14 protein-coding genes are annotated in these 14247 nt (G+C 68.1%); 4 read left to right on the top strand and 10 right to left on the bottom strand.

Translation table 11 applies throughout. The annotated features are described in order from the left end of the window. Window positions 1-31: 31 nt before the first annotated feature. The 4 genes from ACQ4L4_RS01165 to tadA form a co-directional block, all read right to left on the bottom strand. Window positions 32-1015: an ABC transporter permease gene (locus ACQ4L4_RS01165; protein ID WP_377156482.1), complete on the bottom strand. Its 984-nt coding sequence runs from the start codon at window positions 1013-1015 to the stop codon at window positions 32-34. Beyond that, on the bottom strand, window positions 1015-3336 hold the full coding sequence (locus ACQ4L4_RS01160) for an ABC transporter substrate-binding protein (RefSeq protein WP_431102401.1): 2322 nt from the start codon (window positions 3334-3336) through the stop codon (window positions 1015-1017). The genes ACQ4L4_RS01165 and ACQ4L4_RS01160 overlap by 1 nt, the downstream gene beginning before the upstream one ends. Window positions 3337-3477: 141 nt before the next feature. Continuing rightward, complete coding sequence (locus ACQ4L4_RS01155) at window positions 3478-4488, bottom strand: LD-carboxypeptidase (protein ID WP_431102400.1); 1011 nt, start codon at window positions 4486-4488, stop codon at window positions 3478-3480. Further along, window positions 4485-5120 (bottom strand): tRNA adenosine(34) deaminase TadA, encoded by a 636-nt coding sequence (gene tadA / locus ACQ4L4_RS01150; protein ID WP_431104842.1) that lies wholly within the window; start codon window positions 5118-5120, stop codon window positions 4485-4487. Before tadA ends, ACQ4L4_RS01155 begins: the two co-directional genes overlap by 4 nt. A gap of 111 nt (window positions 5121-5231) precedes the next feature. Between tadA and ACQ4L4_RS01145 the strand changes: the two genes are divergently transcribed. After that, on the top strand, window positions 5232-6368 hold the full coding sequence (locus ACQ4L4_RS01145; protein ID WP_431102399.1) for a DUF72 domain-containing protein: 1137 nt from the start codon (window positions 5232-5234) through the stop codon (window positions 6366-6368). An 83-nt stretch (window positions 6369-6451) separates the two neighbouring features. Here the strand turns inward: ACQ4L4_RS01145 and ACQ4L4_RS01140 are convergent, their stop codons facing one another. The 3 genes from ACQ4L4_RS01140 to ACQ4L4_RS01130 all read right to left on the bottom strand — a co-directional run bounded on the left by ACQ4L4_RS01140 (window position 6452) and on the right by ACQ4L4_RS01130 (window position 8083). Beyond that, on the bottom strand, window positions 6452-7003 hold the full coding sequence (locus tag ACQ4L4_RS01140; RefSeq protein ID WP_431102398.1) for a 2'-5' RNA ligase family protein: 552 nt from the start codon (window positions 7001-7003) through the stop codon (window positions 6452-6454). Window positions 7004-7054: 51 nt separating this feature from the next. After that, window positions 7055-7267: a hypothetical protein gene (locus ACQ4L4_RS01135; protein ID WP_431102397.1), complete on the bottom strand. Its 213-nt coding sequence runs from the start codon at window positions 7265-7267 to the stop codon at window positions 7055-7057. 75 nt (window positions 7268-7342) lie between these two features. Continuing rightward, on the bottom strand, window positions 7343-8083 hold the full coding sequence (locus tag ACQ4L4_RS01130) for an NIPSNAP family protein (RefSeq protein WP_431102396.1): 741 nt from the start codon (window positions 8081-8083) through the stop codon (window positions 7343-7345). Between the two features lie 242 nt (window positions 8084-8325). Here ACQ4L4_RS01130 and ACQ4L4_RS01125 point away from each other — a divergent pair, with 242 nt between their 5' ends. Beyond that, complete coding sequence (locus ACQ4L4_RS01125; protein WP_377156494.1) at window positions 8326-8541, top strand: AbrB/MazE/SpoVT family DNA-binding domain-containing protein; 216 nt, start codon at window positions 8326-8328, stop codon at window positions 8539-8541. After that, window positions 8528-9028 (top strand): type II toxin-antitoxin system VapC family toxin, encoded by a 501-nt coding sequence (locus ACQ4L4_RS01120; protein WP_377156497.1) that lies wholly within the window; start codon window positions 8528-8530, stop codon window positions 9026-9028. Before ACQ4L4_RS01125 ends, ACQ4L4_RS01120 begins: the two co-directional genes overlap by 14 nt. Before the next feature lie 67 nt (window positions 9029-9095). On the opposite strand, the gene guaA is transcribed toward ACQ4L4_RS01120, so the two are convergent. From guaA to guaB, 3 genes are all read right to left on the bottom strand, one after another. Beyond that, window positions 9096-10709, bottom strand: coding sequence for a glutamine-hydrolyzing GMP synthase (guaA, locus tag ACQ4L4_RS01115; protein WP_377156499.1), 1614 nt, complete (start codon window positions 10707-10709; stop codon window positions 9096-9098). Window positions 10710-10779: 70 nt separating this feature from the next. Beyond that, a complete protein-coding gene (locus ACQ4L4_RS01110) occupies window positions 10780-12075 on the bottom strand; it encodes an MFS transporter (RefSeq protein WP_431102395.1) in 1296 nt (431 codons plus the stop codon). A gap of 5 nt (window positions 12076-12080) precedes the next feature. Continuing rightward, a complete protein-coding gene (gene guaB, locus ACQ4L4_RS01105; RefSeq protein WP_431102394.1) occupies window positions 12081-13553 on the bottom strand; it encodes an IMP dehydrogenase in 1473 nt (490 codons plus the stop codon). A gap of 63 nt (window positions 13554-13616) precedes the next feature. Between guaB and ACQ4L4_RS01100 the strand changes: the two genes are divergently transcribed. Beyond that, window positions 13617-14132: a DUF4124 domain-containing protein gene (locus tag ACQ4L4_RS01100; protein ID WP_431102393.1), complete on the top strand. Its 516-nt coding sequence runs from the start codon at window positions 13617-13619 to the stop codon at window positions 14130-14132. The last annotated feature ends 115 nt before the right edge of the window (window positions 14133-14247 follow it).

Below are 14247 nucleotides of genomic sequence, written 5' to 3'. Positions count from 1 at the left end.
CCTGTCTCGAATCCCGAACGCGCCGGGCGCGTCAGGTCAGCCTCACGCGCGGATCGACCCAGGTGTAGATCACGTCGATCAGCGCGTTGCTCGCGATGTAGAGGAGCGCGCCCAGGAACACCATGGTGCGCACGATGGCGAAGTCCTGCCCGGTGATCGCCTCGATGACGAAGGCGCCCAGGCCGGGGATGCCGAAGAAGCTCTCGAACACCAGGCTGCCCAGGAACACGTACGGCAGGTAGGCGCCGGCGCTGGTGATGATGGGGATCAGCGCGTTGCGCAGCACGTGGCGCATCAGCACGCGCGGCTCGGACAGGCCCTTGGCGCGGGCGGTGCGCACGTAGTCCTTGCCGACCTCCTCGAGCAGCATCGCGCGGTACAGCCGCGCCTCGCCGCCCAGGCGTGACAGCAGCGACAGCGCGATCGGCAGCGCCAGGAACTTGATCGCGTCCAGGCCCGGCTCGTAGCCGTTGATCGGCACCAGTCGCAGGATGCGGGAGAAGAAGAACTGGCCGACGATGATGTAGAACAGGCTGGAGATCGACAGCATCAGCACGCACAGCACGACGCCCCAGAAATCGATGCGCGAGTTGCGGAAGAAGGTGAGCAGCAGCGCGAAGGCGACGCTCACGATCAGCTGCAGCACGAAGATCGGGACCGCGAGCTGCAGGCTGACGCCCATGCGGGTCTTGATCTCGTGGCCGATGTCGACGGCCTGGCGCGCGTCGGAGCGGCCGAACTCCAGCAGCATCAGCGAGACCGAACGCTCCCAGAAGACCGTGTGCGTGACCTGCTCCGTCCCGGCGCGCGACGCGTCCCAGTACAGGGGCTTGTCGTAGCCGCGTTCGGCCTTCCACTTGTCGATCTGCTCCTGCGACACGCGCTTGCCGCCGATGTTCAACCGGGCCATGTCGTCCGGCGTGTTGACGGTGAAGAACAGGAAGAAGGTCAGCAGGTTGACGCCGACGAGGATGGCCAGCCCGTAGACCAGGCGGCGGGTGAGGTACTTGAACATCAGGCGGCTCCCCGGGGAGCGCTCGTGGCGGATTCTGCGGAACGGGCGGCCGGCGCGGCCGTGCCGCGCGCGGTGGCGGTCTCGCGCTTCTGGAAGCTGCGGCGCGTCATCCAGACGATCGCCACGCCGCCGATGGCCAGCACCAGCAACGGCCACCAGACGGGCCGGTTCCATGCGCCCTGCAGTTGCGCGCGCTGCTGCGGATCGATGCGGTAGTAGCGCACCGGATCGCGGATCACGATGCTGGGCTTGCCGTTGTGCACCCAGCTCTGGAACGCCTGACCGGTCCAGGCCCAGTAGCCGAAGGCCCAGGGCGAATCCTGCTGGACGATCTCGACCATGCGATCGATCACCTGCTGCTTGGCGGGGCCGTCGTCCAGCACCTGGATCTGCTTGAACAGGCGGTCGTACTCGGTATTCTCGTAGTTGGCCGAGTTCTCGCCCTCATGCAGCGACTTGCTGTTGGGACCGTACAGCAGGAACAGGAAGTTCTCCGCGTCCGGGTAGTCCGCGAACCAGCCCCACCAGAACACCTGGTGCTTGCCTTGATGCAGCTTCTCCTGGAACTGGTTGTAGTCGGTGGCGCGCACGTCGAGCTGAACGCCCAGCTTCGCGAACTGCTTCACCAGCCAGTCGTTCTCGGCCTTCACCTCGGGCGTGACCGTCCGCATGAAGTCGTAGTTCAGCACCAGCGGCTGGCCGCTCTTCGCGTCGCGGCCGTCGGGGTAACCGGCCTCGGCAAGCAGCTGCTTCGCCTCCTCGATCGAGCGGCGCTCGATCCTGCCGTCGACCCGCTTGTGCGTGACCGGATTGAAGAAGCCCGGCTGCGCCTCGCGCGAGCCGAACACGCCCGGCGGCACCGGTCCGAACGCGGCCACGCCGCCGCGGTTCTTGAAGATGCGGCCGTAGCCCTCCTCCCAGTCGATCGCGATGGACAGCGCCTGGCGCAGCTTGCGATGACGGGTCTCGTCCTCCGGCGTCTTCCCCTTGCCGATCACCGGATCGAGCATGTTGAAGCCGAGGTACCAGTTGTTCGGGTCGGTCGATCGCGGGAACGCGAAGCCGCGCTGCTTGAAGAAGGCGTCCGTCTCCGCGGAGTCGCTGGCATCGGCGTAGAACTCCACGCCCCAGTCGCCGCGCTCGAGGTCGGGCACGTCCAGGTAGCCCTGCTTGAACATCTCCTTGCGCGGCACCTTTTCCTTGATGAGCGTGGCCACGATCCTGTCGATGAAGGGCAGCGGCTTGCCGCAGTCGGCCAGACGGCCGGCGGGACCGTCGTCGGGCATGCCCTCGCAGGGATAGAGATCGTCCTTGCGGTAGTTCGGGTTGCGCGACATCACGTGACGGCGGTCCTGCTGGTACTCCGTCATCATGTAAGGCCCCGTGCCCACGGGCCACTGGTTCCAGGACAGGCCGTGCTCGGCCATGCCGGGCTGGGCGTAGAACAGGTCCACCTCCCACGGGATCGGCGCGACGAAGGTCGTCGACAGCCAGTACGACCACTGCGGGTACTTGCCCTTGATGCGCACGCGCAGCAGGTGCTTGTTCACCGCCTCGGCGCCGGCCAGCGGCCACTTGCGGAAGTCCAGGAACGGCTTGTCGGGCGAGCTCTCGGGCAGGCCCTTCAGCAGCTTGGCGTTCTCCTCGCGGATCAGCGCGCCGTATTCCTTCAGCCCGACGACGTGTTCGGAGAACAGGCCGTAGATCGGCGCCTCGACGCGCGTGGTCGCGTGGCGCTTGAGCGCGTAGACGAAGTCCTCGGCCTCGAGCTCGCGCGTGCCCAGGTGCTCGAACTGCCACGGCGAGCGCTTGTCGCCGAGGTCCTTCGCGCTCAGGTGGTGATAGAGGTAGTGCCCTTGCGCGTCCTTCGCGAACGCGGGGCTGGGCGCGTACTTCACGCCTTCGCGCAGGGGCACGTCGTAGACGCTCTGCGCGATCTGCTCGACCGGCGCGTCGTCGGGCAGGCGCTTGCCCTGCGCATCGACGTAATACGGCTTGACGACGGCCGCCGCGGCGCGCGGGATCAACTCGTAGGGCCGCTTCAGATAGTGGTAGCCGTAGGGCGGCTCCATGATCTGGTAGGTGTAGACCGACTCCGGCGAGGTGTAGGACGCGGTCGGGTCGAGGTAGCGCGGCGAGCGCTCGTCGAAGGACAGGTAGAGCGTGTTGTCCTTGGCCGCGCCGGCCGGATACGGGCTGTTGTTGCAGGCGGCCAGGAGCACGGCGGCGAGCAGCCCCGCCATCCGGGCCATCGGGGCCACCCACGTCCCGCGCCAGCCTTCAGCCGCGTTCAGCGACGCGTTCCACAGCCCCGACGACATCGTCATCCTTCCAAAAAGCAAACGCCGCATCCTGAGGATGCGGCATTGCCAGATTGTTGCCAAGGCCGCTCCTCGCGCAGAGGCCGGCCGATGCCGGGGCGGATCATAGCGGCCCGGTTCGCGGGGCGCGTGTGACGTCAGTCAGTGGTCGTGAGGCCCGTGGTCATGGTCATGATCGTGGCCGTCGTGACCATGATCGTGCGCGTGTCCATGGCCGTGGTGATCGTGGTGATCGTGGCCGTGATCGACATGGCCCCAGGCGACGATGACGTCGCGGCCCTCGACCATCATCTCGGCCTTCGCGCCGACGGGCAGGCAGACCTTGGTCGGCACGTGCCCGAAGGGCAGGCCGGTGAGGATCGGCACCTTGACGCGTTCGCGCAGCGCCGCGACGCAGGCCTTCATCGAATAGCCGCGATCCAGCGGCGACTTCTTCCAGCCGCTGAAGCTGCCCAGCAGCACCGCCTTCTGCGCGTCCAGCACGCCCGCCTGCCAGAGTTGCAGCAGCATACGCTCGACGCGATACGGGTGTTCGTTGACGTCCTCGAGGAACAGGATGCCGCCCTTGATGCGCGGGAAGTGCGGCGTGCCCAGCAGCGAGCACAGCACCGCCAGGTTGCCGCCCCACAGCGTGCCGCGGGCCTCCACGCCGTCCAGGCCGGCTTCGGTGCGGAAGCCGATGGCCTCGAGCGATCCGTCCATCGCCTCGAGGAAGCAATCGCGGGTGATCTCGTCGACGCCGCCGTCCGTGTCGGCGCGGCCGAAGTCGTCGCAGGCGAGCGGGCCCGCCCAGCTCGTCTGCTTCGTGTGGGCGAGCAGCGCCAGCTGCAGCGCGGTCACGTCGCTCAGGCCGACCCAGCGCGTGCCGCGCTCGACGCTGCGGGCGATCGTCGGCCAGTCGATGCGGTCCAGCAGACGCGTCAGGCCGTAGCCGCCGCGCGTGGCCAGCGCCACCGACGGCGCGGCCTGCGCCACGCGGTGCAGCGCGGCCAGCCGCGTCTCGTCGTCGCCGGCGAAGCGCTGATGCTTCGCGAGCGCCGCGTCGTCGATCGCCACCTCGAAGCCGAGCGCCGTCAGCCGCTTGGCCGCGCGCTTGAGCGCTTGCGATTGCGCCAGGACGCCGGACGGGGTGTAGAGGGTCAGGGAGCTCATCGCTGCTTGTCGTCCTGCGTGTTGTCCTGCGAGGGATCGGAATTCATGGGAAGGTACTGCGCGTCGCCGACGGGGATCTCGGGAAACTCGTGGACCTCGGGCAACGCGCCCAGCGTGTCGAGGCCGGCGTCATCGAGGCCGTCGCCCGTGGCCCCGGTGTCGACCGCGGCGCGGCGACGGGCCTCGCGCAACTGGCGCGCCGCCTCGCGGCGTTCGGCGAAGAACTCGCGCAGCAGCCGCGACGACGCCTCCGCGAGCACGCCGCCGTGCAGCGCGGTGTGGTGGTTCAGCTGCTTCTGCCCGAACAGGTCGAGCACCGAGCCGGCGACGCCGGTCTTCGGATCCGGCGCGGCGAAGACGACGCGCTTGAGCCGCGCATGCATCATCGCCATCGCGCACATCGCGCAGGGCTCGAGCGTCACGTAGAGCTCGCACTCCGGCAGCCGGTAGTTGCCGAGCAGTTGCGCGGCGTGCCGCAGCGCGACGATCTCCGCATGGGCGGTCGGATCGTGGGTCGTGATCGGCCGGTTGTAGCCGGTGGCGATCACCTGGCCGGCGCGCATGATGACGGCGCCCACCGGCACCTCGCCGACGAGCCAGGCGTTCTGGGCCTGGTCGAGGGCGAGCCGCATCGCGTATTCATCCGCGGGGTCGGCGGGGTCGGCGGGGAGGATCTGGGGGGACTCGGTGGTCATGGCGGCGCTCGCGCGGCAGTGTAGCCGCGCCCGCTATGCTGCCGGCCCATGCAACAGGAGTTCCCCGGTCACCAGGACGATCTCTTCGGCGAGCTGCTGCCGCCGGCGCCCGCCGCGCCGACGCCGCGGGTCGCCGATCACGACGACCTCGATGGCGACGAGGACGTCGGCAGCGACGGCGCGGACACGCCCGCAGCCGGCGCCGCGCCGAAACGCCGCCGCGCCGGCATCCAGCCCCAGTCGCCGGACGAGGACCAGGTCGCGCTCGCGGCCGCGTTGTCGCCGAGGATCCGGCTGGGCACCTCCTCGTGGAGCTACCCGGGCTGGCAAGGCATCGTCTGGGAGCGCCGGCATGGCGAGTCCAACCTCGCCCGCAACGGCCTGACCGCCTATGCGCAACAACCGCTGCACCGCACGGTGAGCATCGACCGCGGCTTCTACCAGTCGCTCACGGCCAGCCAGTACGAGCGCTACGCGCAGCAGGTGCCGGAGGACTTCCGCTTCACGGTCAAGGCCCCCAGCGTGATCACCGACGCCCAGGTGCGCGCCGAGGACGGTCGCGGCCGCCAGGCCAACACGGCCTTCCTCGATCCGCGGCTGGCGATCCAGGAGTTTCTCGAGCCGGCGATGGCTGGACTGGGCACGCGCATCGGCGCGCTGGTGTTCCAGCTGAGCCCGTTGCCGCTGGCGATGCTGGACCGCATGACGGAGCAGCTCGACCGCCTGCACGCGATGCTGGCCGCCCTGCCCTCGCTGCGCGACGTGGCGCCGGAGGCGGTCGTGGCCGTCGAGGTCCGCGACCCGGAATGGCTGACACCGGCATTCGTCACCGTGCTCAAGGACTGCGGCGCGCGCTACTGTCTGGGCCTGCATCCGAAGCTGCCGACGATCGAGGACCAGTTGCCGCTGCTGCGCGCGATGTGGCCGGGACCGCTGGTCTGCCGCTGGAACCTGCACCGGATCCACGGCCCCTTCGGCTACGAGGACGCGGAGAAGAAGTACGGGGAATACGCCGAGCTGATGGATCCGGATCCGGAGACGCGGGCCGTGCTCGCGAAGGTGATCCGGGCGACGGCGGAGGCGGGCCATCCCGCGTACGTCACGATCTCCAACCACGCGGAGGGCTCCGCGCCGCTGAGCCTGCGCGCGCTGGCGCGGGAGATCGTCTCGCCGGGCAAGGCCTGACCCTCGCGCATTGCGGCGCATCGCGGCGCATGACGACCAATCTCGGCGAAGTGCGGCGAAGTGCGGCGAGGGCGGCGACCGGCTCAAGCGAGCGGCCAGCGCGCGAGCTCGACGTGCGTGGACAGCCCCTGCAAGCTGTCCACCAGGAGGACCTCCGTCGCCGTCCAGCCGGGCACGATGAACGGCTGCGGCGCTACGACGTGATCGTCGTAGAACAGCGTCAAGTGCGGCGTGAAGTGGGGATCGGTCCGCAGGCCTTTGGCGAGAAGGCGCTCGCCGAGCGCGGCCCGCATCGTGCGCACGGGGTCGAGACACGCGCCGCCGCTGAGCACGAGCGGCAGGTTCCGCCGCTTTCGGGTGAAGCTCAGGAGCTGGTCGAAGTCCACCCGGACCGGACCGTGTCGCAAAGCGGCCGCGGCCGCTTCTGCAAGCTGCCTCACCTCCGCCATCACCTCGGCCTGGTCGGTCCGGTCGTCGTACCAGCCCAGGTGGTGCAAGGTCACGTGGAGGCGTTCGGTACGCGCCGCCTTGGCGCGCAAGCTGAAGCGACGCACGAGCTCCCCGGAGATCGCGCTCAACCGCGCCGCGGTACCTGGATCGGGCCGCAGGCAGAAGAAGAGCGCATGGACGGTCACGATGCGATCACGACGCCATCACTGCGACATCACGGCGACATCACGGCGCGCTCATTCCGCTTCGGACGCGCGCTGCTCGCCCTGCTTCATCAGGTCCTGCACCTGGCGGCCGACGGCCTCCGGCTGAGGCAGCGCCGACGATGCCGCGGACGCCGCCGGGTCCGCCGAGACTTGCGGCTTCATCGCCTGCATCTGCTTCTTCGCGGTCAGCATCACGATGGCGAGCACGATGACGAGGGCGAGGATGGACAGGGCGCTGCGCATGCAAGAACTCCGGAGTGGAAGCGGGGATGACGCGAAGCATAGCCACACTCCGCCGACCCGCCGTCACCCGCCGGTTCAGCGCGGCACCGAGGCGATGCCCGGTCGCAATCGCAGGATCTGCGGCGATCGCTCCTGCGCGTCACGCCAGCGCGGCTCGAGCGCACGCCACGCGGTCGAGTGCCGGCAGGCGCTCCACCGAATGGCCCAGTCGTCGGCGTCCGCGGCACGGGTCATCCAGACGAAGACCTTCTCCCCCTCGCGGACCGGCAGGCGTGGGAAGTTGTTGGGCGAGCGCTCCGGCACGAAGCTGCCGATCACCGGCAGGCCCGCCGCCGCGATGACGGGCGCGGCCTCGTGCTCGAAGAAACGCGCGAAGCCGTCCTCGGGATCGGCCGGGTCCTTCCAGAGGGAGCAGAGGTGCAGGACCACGAGCCCCGGCGACGCTCCTCGCCGGAACATGCTGGCATCGCGCGCGCCGTCGATGCGCGCGGGCTGCGGCCCGACGCCCGGGCTCCTCATCAACAGCACGTTGTCGTTGTCGACGAGCATCGGATTCGCTTCGTCGCGATGCGCCTGCCACACGGGGCCGAAGTAGAACTCGCTCAGCGTCTTCTCGCGCGCCGCCATGTCGTCGAAGCCGCGGATCCAGACAAAACGGTCCGGGTCGTCGAGATCGGCGAACTGTCCGTACAGCCGCATGCCGACGGCCTCCTGCGATTCGACGAAGGCCGCGTCGAACAGCCGCATGAAGCGTTCGCGCTCGCCCTTGACGATCTTGTACTGGCGCAGCTCGTAGACGGGGTGGTCGTCGGCCATGGGGTCTCCGGAGTGGTGGCTAAGCGATCCGCCGATTCTGGACAGAGGCCCTGACATCGCGTGTCAGCACAGGAACTTCGTGAATTCATCCTATGGCCATGAACGTCAATCACACAAGCAAGTTGAAGCGATACCGATCGTCGCCAGTACAGACTGACTGCCCACCGATCGAGGCCGTGGATCAGGAAGAACCGGAAGCGAAGAATCGCCAGTCTTGTTTCGCTAAACGCACTGGAGTCCACATGCCCGCGCCCGTCGCCATCCTGTCCTCACGACACCGCGTCGCGCTTCCGAAAGAGATTCGAGACACGCTCGATTGGAAGCCAGGAGAGGAACTCAAAGTCGTCCGACACAAGGACGGCATCTTCATCTACAAGCGCATCACCATCGACCAGATCATGGGCATTGCAAAGGGCGCTGACACGGGCAACTACCGGGATCGCAATGACCGCTACTGACCACTCCGGCTCACAGAATTCAGGACGAAACGTGGTCGTAGACACGTCCGCCTGGATCGAGTGCTTTGCCGAATCTGACTTGGGTCGATTGATCTGGCCCAACCTCCCTCCCTTGCAGCACTGCATCGTCCCGACGATCGTGCAACACGAGATTGAGAAGTGGGCACTCCGAACCTTGGACGCCGAGCGCCATGAAAGTCTTGAACGGACCTTGGAAGATTGCCCTGTCGACGAGCTCGACACCGCCACGGCCAAGGAAGCCGCAAAGATCAACGCCAAGTACAAGCTCGCGTCGGCAGACGCTTTGATCTACGCGACAGCGCAGAAGTTCGGTGTCGAAGTGATCACCTGCGATGCTCACTTCAAAGACCTTCCCTCGGTCAGGTTCTACCCGAAGAACGCCAAACCCCGCAGCGTCGGCATCGGACCTGACGGGTGTTGGGAAGGCTGGCCGACATCGGCTCAAATGTCTCCGCTGATTCAATGAATGGGTTGAGAGCTCAAAAGCAAACAAGGGCCTGACGGGCCCCTGTTTGCTTGTCAGCGCGAAGCGCTCATTCCCATTCGATCGTCGCCGGCGGCTTGCTCGAGACGTCGTAGGTCACGCGGTTGATGCCGCGCACCTCGTTGATGATGCGGCCCGAGCAGCGCTTGAGCAGGCTGTACGGCAGTTCCGCCCAGTCCGCCGTCATGAAGTCGCTGGTCTGCACCGCGCGCAGCGCGACCACGTAGTCGTAGGTCCGGCCGTCGCCCATCACGCCCACGCTCTTCACCGGCAGGAACACCGTGAAGGCCTGGCTGGTCAGTTCGTACCAGGTCTTGCCCGTCGCCTCGTCGCGCGTGTTGCGCAGTTCCTCGATGAAGATCGCATCGGCGCGGCGCAGCAGGTCCGCGTACTCCTTCTTCACCTCGCCCAGGATCCGCACGCCCAGGCCCGGGCCCGGGAACGGGTGGCGGTAGACCATCTCCGGCGGCAGGCCCAGCGCCACGCCCAGTTCGCGGACCTCGTCCTTGAACAGCTCGCGCAACGGCTCCAGCAGCTTCAGGCCGAGCTGCTCCGGCAGCCCGCCCACGTTGTGGTGGCTCTTGATCGTCGTGGCCTTCTTCGTCTTCGTGCCGCCGCTCTCGACCACGTCCGGATAGATCGTGCCCTGCGCCAGGAAGGTCGCGCCCTTGTGGACACCCTTGCCGCCGTCACCGGACTTCAGCCGCTCGGCCTCGGCCTTGAACACGTCGACGAACAGGCCGCCGATGATCTTGCGCTTGCGCTCCGGATCGGTCACTCCCGCCAGTTGGCCAAGGAACAGCTCGCTCGCATCGACGCGGATCACCTTCGCGTGCAGCTTGCCCGCGAACATGTCCATCACCGCGTCGCCTTCGTTCAGGCGCAGCAGGCCGTGATCGACGAACACGCAGGTCAACTGGTCGCCGATCGCGCGATGGATCAGCGCCGCCGCCACCGACGAATCGACGCCGCCCGACAGGCCCAGGATGACTTCCTCGTCACCCACCTGCTCGCGGATCTTCGCGACGGCTTCGGCGATGTAGTCGCCCATGATCCAGTCGCCCTTGCAGCCGGCGATCTCGCGCACGAAGCGGTTGAACACCGCCGCGCCCTGCACCGTGTGCGTGACCTCGGGGTGGAACTGGAACGCGTAGTAGCCCTTGTCCTCGTTGGCCATGCCGGCGATCGGGCAGCTCGGCGTCGAGGCCATCAGCTGGAAGCCCGGCGGCAGCGCGGTGACCTTGTCGCCGTGGCTCATCCAGACCTTGAGCATGCCGTGGCCTTCGGGCGTGGCGAAGTCCTGGATGCCGTCCAGCAGCTTGGTGTGACCGTGCGCGCGGACCTCGGCGTAACCGAACTCGCGGTGATCGCTCCACTCGACCTTGCCGCCCAGTTGCACCGCCATCGTCTGCATGCCGTAGCAGATGCCCAGCACCGGCACGCCCAGGTCCCACACCGACTGCGGCGCGCGCAGTTCGTGGTCCTCGTAGGTCGACGCGTGGCTGCCCGACAGGATGATCGCCTTCGGCGCGAACGAGCGGATGAAGTCGTCGCTGACGTCGTTGGGATGGATCTCGCAGTAGACGTGGGCCTCGCGCACGCGGCGCGCGATCAGCTGCGTCACCTGGGAGCCGAAGTCGAGGATGAGGACTTTGTCGTGCATGGTCAGCTTCTGGGGATGCTTGGGAATGCTGGGATGTCGGGGATCGGGCGGCAACCGGCGGCGCGCCGGTTCAGGCCTTGGCCGCGGCGGCTTGCGCCGGCGGGTCAGAGTTGAAGTGGCGCCACGCGAAGCCCAGCGAGGCCAGCTGCAGCAGCGCGCAGAGGTAGAACGGCGCGCCGATGCGCCAGTCGGTCTTGGGGAGCTCGGCGACCAGCGCCATCAGCCCCAGGCCGGCGATCGGCGAGATCACCGCCATCAGGCTGTTGATCGCGGCCACCGCGCCCATCGTCTCGCCCTGCGTGCGGGCGTCGGCGGCGTTGGAGATCAGGCTCTGCATCGCCGGGGCCGCGGCCACGCCGGCGATGTTCAGGAAGATCGCGCCGACCATCATCCAGGCCTCGGTCGACAGGCCCCAGATCAGGTTGGTCAGGATCGAGGTCGTCAGACCGATCAGCACCAGGCGCCGCGCGCCCAGCCAGCGCATCAGCGGCTGCAGCAGCACACCCTGCACCACCACCGCGACCAAGCCCACGACGAACAGCGACAGGCCGTTCTCGCGCGGTCCCCAGCCGAACTTGTGCTGGTTGTAGAGCACCCAGCTGGTCTGGATCACCAGCTGCGCCAGGCCCGAGCACGCGATCACGTAGATCAGCGGCCCGACGCCGTTCAGCTTGCGCAGCCGGCCCAGCGCCACGACCGGATTGGCCTTGCGCCACTCGAAGGGTCTGCGGTGCTCCGGCGCCAGCGACTCGGGCAGCACGAAGAAGCCGTACAGCCAGTTGAGCAGCGCCAGCGTGCCGGCGACGTAGAAGGGCAGGTGCAGGTCGATGCTGCCCAGCAGCCCGCCCATCACCGGACCGAGGATGAAGCCCATGCCGAAGGCCGCGCCCAGCATGCCGAAGCGCTTGGCACGATCCGCCGGCGGCGTGATGTCGGCGACGTAGGCGTTGGCGACGGCTGCGTTGGCCTGCATCGCGCCGGAGAACAGCCGCACCACGACCAGCATCCACAGCGCGTTGGCCAGCGCCGTCACGAAGAAGCTCAGCGCGAGGCCGCTGAAACCGATCAGCATCACCTTGCGGCGGCCGAAGCGGTCGGACAAGCCGCCCAGGATGGGCGAGCCGAAGAAATTCGCGATGCCGAAGGCGAACGCCACGGCCAGCTGCGCCAGCGTGTGCTGCGTCTCGCTCTGCGTGAAGGTTCCGACCAGCGGCGGCAGCACCGGGATGATCAGTCCGATCGACACCATGTCGATCAGCACCGCGATCAGGATGAACGACATGGCGGCCTTGCGGCCGCCATGCGTCGTCGTTGCTGCGACGGCGTCGGGGCCGGAGCCCCGCGCCGCGTCGACCTGTTCGGACAAGGGCGTCACTCCAGGCGGTAGTTGGGCGCTTCCTTCGTGATCTGCACGTCGTGGACGTGGCTCTCACGGATGCCCGCCGAGGTGATCTCGACGAACTCGGCCTTCTCGTGCATGTCCGAGATGCTGCCGCAACCGCAGTAACCCATCGAGGCGCGCACGCCGCCGGCCATCTGGTGCACGATCGCGACCATGGACCCCTTGTACGGGACGCGGCCTTCGATGCCTTCCGGCACCAGCTTGTCCGCGTTCGGGTTGGTCGTCTCGTCGTTTTCCTGGAAGTAGCGGTCCGCCGACCCGGCCTTCATCGCGCCGATCGAGCCCATGCCGCGATAGCTCTTGTAGCTGCGGCCCTGGTAGAGGATCACTTCGCCCGGGGCTTCCTCGGTGCCGGCGAACATGCCGCCCATCATCACCGTGCTCGCGCCGGCGGCGATGGCCTTGGCGATGTCGCCCGAGTAGCGGATGCCGCCGTCCGCGATCGCCGGCACGCCCGTGCCCTTCAGCGCGGTGGCGACGAAGTCGATCGCCGCGATCTGCGGCACGCCGACGCCGGCCACGATGCGGGTCGTGCAGATCGAGCCCGGGCCGATGCCGACCTTGACCGCGTCCGCGCCGGCTTCCACCAGCGCCAGCGCCGCGGCGCCGGTGGCGATGTTGCCGCCGATGACCTCGACGTTCGGATAGTTCTTCTTGACCCAGCGCACGCGTTCGATGACGCCGCTGCTGTGGCCGTGCGCGGTGTCGACGACGATCGCGTCGACGCCGGCCTTGACCAGCAGCTCGACCCGTTCCTCGGTGCCCTCGCCCACGCCGACCGCCGCGCCGACGCGCAGCTTGCCGTGCGCATCACGCGCGGCGTTCGGGAAGTTGGTCTGCTTGGTGATGTCCTTGACGGTCATCAGGCCGCGCAGTTCGAACGCGTCGTTGAGGACCAGCACGCGCTCCAGCTTGTGCTTGTGCATCAGCGCCTTGCCGTCGCTCAGCGAGGCGCCCTCGGGCACCGTGATCAGGCGCTCCGCCGGGGTCATGATCTCGCTGACCGGGATGTCCATGCGCGTTTCGAAGCGCAGGTCCCGGTTGGTGACGATGCCGACGACCTTCTGCCCCACCAGCACCGGGAAACCGGACACGCCGTGGTGCTCGCTCAGCTGCTTGACCTGGCGGACGGTGGTCTCGGGCGTGATCGTGATCGGGTCGCGGAGCACGCCGGACTCGTACCGCTTGACCCGGGCCACTTCCGCGGCCTGCTGCTGCGGGGTCAGGTTCTTGTGGACGATGCCGATGCCGCCTTCCTGGGCGATGGCGATCGCCAGGCGCGCCTCGGTCACGGTGTCCATCGCGGCGGACACGAGCGGCAGGTTCAGGCGGATGCCACGCGTGAACTGCGTGGCCAGACTGGTGTCGCGCGGCAACACCTGGGAGAACGCCGGCACCAACAACACATCGTCGAAGGTGAGGGCCTTTCCGAGTAGGCGCATGAGGGAAGCTCCAGACGCAAAGGCGCATTATAGAGAAGCCCGGCGGTACACTCCACGACCATGATGAATCCCCCACTCTCGCGACGCCCGCGACACCCGCTGGGCATGATCTGCGCGCTCGCGCTGATGGCGCTGACCTCGGTCGCGCACGCCCAATGGAAGTGGCGCGACGCCGATGGCCGCACGCAATACAGCGATCGTCCGCCGCCGCCGAGCGTCGCCGAGAAGGACATCCTGCAGCGCCCGTCCAACGCGGCGCGCGCGGCCCCGTCGCCGGCGCAGGTGGCGCTGGCAGGCGCCTCCGCGGCGGCTTCGGCCGCTTCCGCGCCGGCCCGTGCGGCAAGCGAGGCCTCCTCGCGCGAGAAGGTCGAGCGCGAGCGCAAGGCCCAGGAAGACAAGGCCCGCGCGGACGCGATGGCCGAGAACTGCCGCCAGGCCCAGAACCGCCAGCGCGTGCTCGAGTCCGGCGTGCGTCTGCGCAGCGGCACCCAGGCGGGCGAATCGCAGCCGATGACCGAGCAGATGCGCCAGGAAGAGATCCGCAACATGCAAGCCGTGGTCACGGCGAACTGCAAGTAAGGCCGGAACGAGTCCCGGAAACAACACCGGCGGGCAAACCGCTCGTAAGTCCGGTGACCGCTGGTAAGACGACAGGCCGCTGATGCGGCCTGTCCTGTTTCCGGCCCGGACCTGC

Origin of the sequence: Roseateles noduli (genome assembly GCF_050626985.1) — a bacterium.
Classification (GTDB): Bacteria; Pseudomonadota; Gammaproteobacteria; order Burkholderiales; family Burkholderiaceae_C; genus Roseateles; species Roseateles noduli_A.
This window is presented reverse-complemented; position numbering and strand designations above follow the sequence as displayed.

What these genes read in the sequence shown, in the direction of transcription:
- guaA (WP_377156499.1), bottom strand. Translation starts at nt 10,709, where the DNA reads ATGCACGACAAAGTCCTCATCCTCGACTTCGGCTCCCAGGTGACGCAG.
- ACQ4L4_RS01100 (WP_431102393.1), top strand. Translation starts at nt 13,617, where the DNA reads ATGAATCCCCCACTCTCGCGACGCCCGCGACACCCGCTGGGCATGATC.
- ACQ4L4_RS01125 (WP_377156494.1), top strand. Translation starts at nt 8,326, where the DNA reads ATGCCCGCGCCCGTCGCCATCCTGTCCTCACGACACCGCGTCGCGCTT.
- ACQ4L4_RS01145 (WP_431102399.1), top strand. Translation starts at nt 5,232, where the DNA reads ATGCAACAGGAGTTCCCCGGTCACCAGGACGATCTCTTCGGCGAGCTG.
- guaB (WP_431102394.1), bottom strand. Translation starts at nt 13,553, where the DNA reads ATGCGCCTACTCGGAAAGGCCCTCACCTTCGACGATGTGTTGTTGGTG.
- ACQ4L4_RS01160 (WP_431102401.1), bottom strand. Translation starts at nt 3,336, where the DNA reads ATGTCGTCGGGGCTGTGGAACGCGTCGCTGAACGCGGCTGAAGGCTGG.
- ACQ4L4_RS01155 (WP_431102400.1), bottom strand. Translation starts at nt 4,488, where the DNA reads ATGAGCTCCCTGACCCTCTACACCCCGTCCGGCGTCCTGGCGCAATCG.
- tadA (WP_431104842.1), bottom strand. Translation starts at nt 5,120, where the DNA reads ATGCGGCTCGCCCTCGACCAGGCCCAGAACGCCTGGCTCGTCGGCGAG.
- ACQ4L4_RS01130 (WP_431102396.1), bottom strand. Translation starts at nt 8,083, where the DNA reads ATGGCCGACGACCACCCCGTCTACGAGCTGCGCCAGTACAAGATCGTC.
- ACQ4L4_RS01135 (WP_431102397.1), bottom strand. Translation starts at nt 7,267, where the DNA reads ATGCGCAGCGCCCTGTCCATCCTCGCCCTCGTCATCGTGCTCGCCATC.
- ACQ4L4_RS01120 (WP_377156497.1), top strand. Translation starts at nt 8,528, where the DNA reads ATGACCGCTACTGACCACTCCGGCTCACAGAATTCAGGACGAAACGTG.
- ACQ4L4_RS01165 (WP_377156482.1), bottom strand. Translation starts at nt 1,015, where the DNA reads ATGTTCAAGTACCTCACCCGCCGCCTGGTCTACGGGCTGGCCATCCTC.